Below are 2,769 nucleotides of genomic sequence, written 5' to 3'. Positions count from 1 at the left end.
CGCCACCCATGATACCTGCGATTGCAAGTGGAGTGTTTTCATCTGCAATAACCAAGGTGTCATCACGAAGTTCAACTTCCTGACCATCCAACAAGGTTAGTTTTTCAGCATTTTCAGCTTGACGTACATTGATTGAGCCATTCAGCTTATCTAAATCAAATGCATGCATTGGCTGACCGAGCTCAAGCAAAATATAGTTGGTTACGTCAACGGCAGGATCAATACTACGTAAACCGCAGCGACGTAACTTTTCTTGCAGCCATAATGGTGAAGGCTTAGTTAGGTCGACACCTTCAATGACGCGTCCCAAGTATTTAGGGCAGCCCTCTGTGTCTTGTAAGTTTACCTTGAAGGTAAGTTCACTCTCTGAAACCACTGACTCAATCTGTGGCTTAGTGACATTCTCTTTATTCAAGACACCGACTTCGCGAGCAAGACCCGCAATAGACAAACAGTCACTTCTGTTTGGCGTTAAATCAACATCGATACAGTTATCATCTAAACCTAGGTATTCGCGAATACAAGCACCTACGGGTGCATCAACAGGCAATTCCATCAAACCATCTGAAGATTCAGCCAAACCAAGCTCTGACTCGGCACTCAACATACCGAATGACTCAACGCCACGCAGCTTAGCTTTCTTAATCTTAAAGTTACCTGGCAACACAGCACCAATTTTCGCGAAGGGTACTTTTAAACCTTCTCTCACGTTCGCAGCACCACACACTACCTGGACGGTCTCTTTTCCGTCACTCACCTGACAAACGCTTAACTTGTCAGCATCAGGGTGCTGTTCTTTGCTGAGCACTTCGCCTACAACGACGCCGGTAAATTCACCCGCTACCGGGTCCATGCCATCTACTTCTAAGCCAGCCATGGTGATTTGATGGAGTAGATCATCTGTACCAATAGAAGGGTTTACCCACTCTCTGAGCCACTGTTCACTAAATTTCATTGCTCTACTATCCTGACTAACTTAGTTAAATTGCTTGAGGAAACGAAGGTCGTTTTCAAAGAACATTCTTAGGTCGTTTACGCCATAGCGCAACATAGCCAAGCGTTCTACACCTAAACCAAAGGCAAAGCCTGAGTATTTTTCGGAATCAATACCACTGGACTCAAATACTTTCGGGTGGACCATGCCACAGCCCATCACTTCTAGCCACTTGGTATTGCCGTCAGCGTCTTTACCCCACTCGATATCCACTTCTGCTGAAGGTTCGGTAAATGGGAAGTAAGAAGGACGGAAACGAACAGCCAGGTCTCGCTCAAAAAACACCTGAAGGAAATCTTCAATGGTACTCTTTAGGTCAGCAAAACTAACATTCTCTTCCACCAGCAGGCCTTCAACCTGATGGAACATCGGCGTATGCGTTTGGTCGGAGTCGCAACGGTATACACGGCCCGGACAGATCATACGAAATGGTGGCTCTCCCTTCTCCATCGTGCGTACTTGCACAGGTGAAGTGTGAGTTCTTAATAAGGTATTTGCATCAAAGTAAAAGGTGTCGTGCATAGCACGTGCCGGGTGATGCCCCGGGATATTCAAAGCTTCGAAGTTATGGTAATCATCTTCGATTTCCGGGCCTACTTCTACTGAGTAACCGGCTCTGGCAAAAAACTGCTCAATTCGGCGCATTGTTTTGGTTACCGGGTGCAAACCACCGGTATCGCTTGCGCGGCCTGGCAAGGTGACATCCACAGCTTCTGAACGGAGCTTGTTCTCAAGCTCAGCTGTTTCAAGGGACTCTTTCTTGGCTAACAGTTTTTCCAAGACACCTTCTTTGGCTTCGTTTATCTTTGCTCCGGCCGCTGGTCTTTCAGACGCATCTAGCTTACCCAATGTTTTGAGTAGCTGGGTGATTTCACCCTTCTTGCCTAGGTAATCAACTCTGACCTGGTCCAATTCTTGAATTTTTTCCGCTGCATCTACAGCGCTAATGGCGCGTTGAACAAGTTGTTCAAGGTTTTCCATTACTGCTCTCCGAAAAAACAGTACTCAAAATAAAAATAGGGGGTGAGTTGTCTCGCCCCCTATCCAGCTATTACTTATGTTTCAACGAGTGTTGAACTAAGTCTTAGTTTGCTAGTGCAGCTTTAGCCTTTTCAACAACAACAGTAAATACTGCTGCGTCGTTCATTGCTAAGTCAGCTAATACTTTACGGTCGATCTCAACGTTAGCTTTTTTCAAGCCAGCGATTAATCGGCTGTATGACAAACCGTTTAAACGTGCACCAGCATTGATACGCGCGATCCATAGACGACGGAACTGACGCTTACGCTGACGACGGTCACGGTATGCATATTGACCTGCTTTAATTACGGCTTGCTTAGCTACGCGATAGATACGGCTACGAGCTCCGTAATAACCTTTAGCTTGCTTTAATACTTTCTTGTGGCGACGGTTCGCCTGGACACCACGTTTTACGCGAGGCATATTTGACTCCTTACTAAACTATATTTTAATGGCTAAAAATTAAATACGAAGCATACGCTTGATTGAAGACTGATCAGAGTCTGCAACCTGCTTGCATCCACGTAGCTGACGCTTACGCTTTGGTGATTTTTTAGTCAAAATATGGCTAGTAAAGGATTGCTTGTGCTTGAATCCGTTAGCTGTTTTCTTAAAGCGTTTTGTAGCACCGCTTTTTGCTTTCATTTTAGGCATAATATCTCACTCCGCATTGGAAAAATTAACAAAAATAGCAACCGCGCTATTTTCTCTTTTTCGGGGCCAACACCATCATCATTTGCCGACCTTCCATTTT

Annotated in this window: 4 protein-coding genes; all 4 read right to left on the bottom strand. The window is 45.3% G+C overall.

From position 1 onward, the window contains the following. Nucleotides 1–955, bottom strand: a 955-nt coding sequence (pheT, locus tag A3756_RS11665) for a phenylalanine--tRNA ligase subunit beta (RefSeq protein WP_068553545.1), incomplete at its 3' end; no start/stop codon positions are given. Nucleotides 956–976: 21 nt separating this feature from the next. Continuing rightward, nucleotides 977–1,975, bottom strand: a complete 999-nt coding sequence (gene pheS / locus A3756_RS11660; RefSeq protein ID WP_068507656.1) for a phenylalanine--tRNA ligase subunit alpha — start codon at nucleotides 1,973–1,975, stop codon at nucleotides 977–979. Nucleotides 1,976–2,078: 103 nt separating this feature from the next. Next, the gene (gene rplT, locus A3756_RS11655; protein ID WP_068507658.1) at nucleotides 2,079–2,438 is read right to left on the bottom strand and encodes a 50S ribosomal protein L20; all 360 of its coding nucleotides are present in this window, start codon (nucleotides 2,436–2,438) and stop codon (nucleotides 2,079–2,081) included. Between the two features lie 39 nt (nucleotides 2,439–2,477). Continuing rightward, entirely contained in the window at nucleotides 2,478–2,669 is a 192-nt protein-coding gene (gene rpmI / locus A3756_RS11650; RefSeq protein ID WP_068507660.1) for a 50S ribosomal protein L35, read from the bottom strand. Nucleotides 2,670–2,769: the final 100 nt, after the last annotated feature.

Source organism: Oleiphilus sp. HI0086, assembly GCF_001635225.1.
Note: the sequence above shows the minus strand (reverse complement) of the source record. Positions and strands in the feature narration are given on the sequence as shown.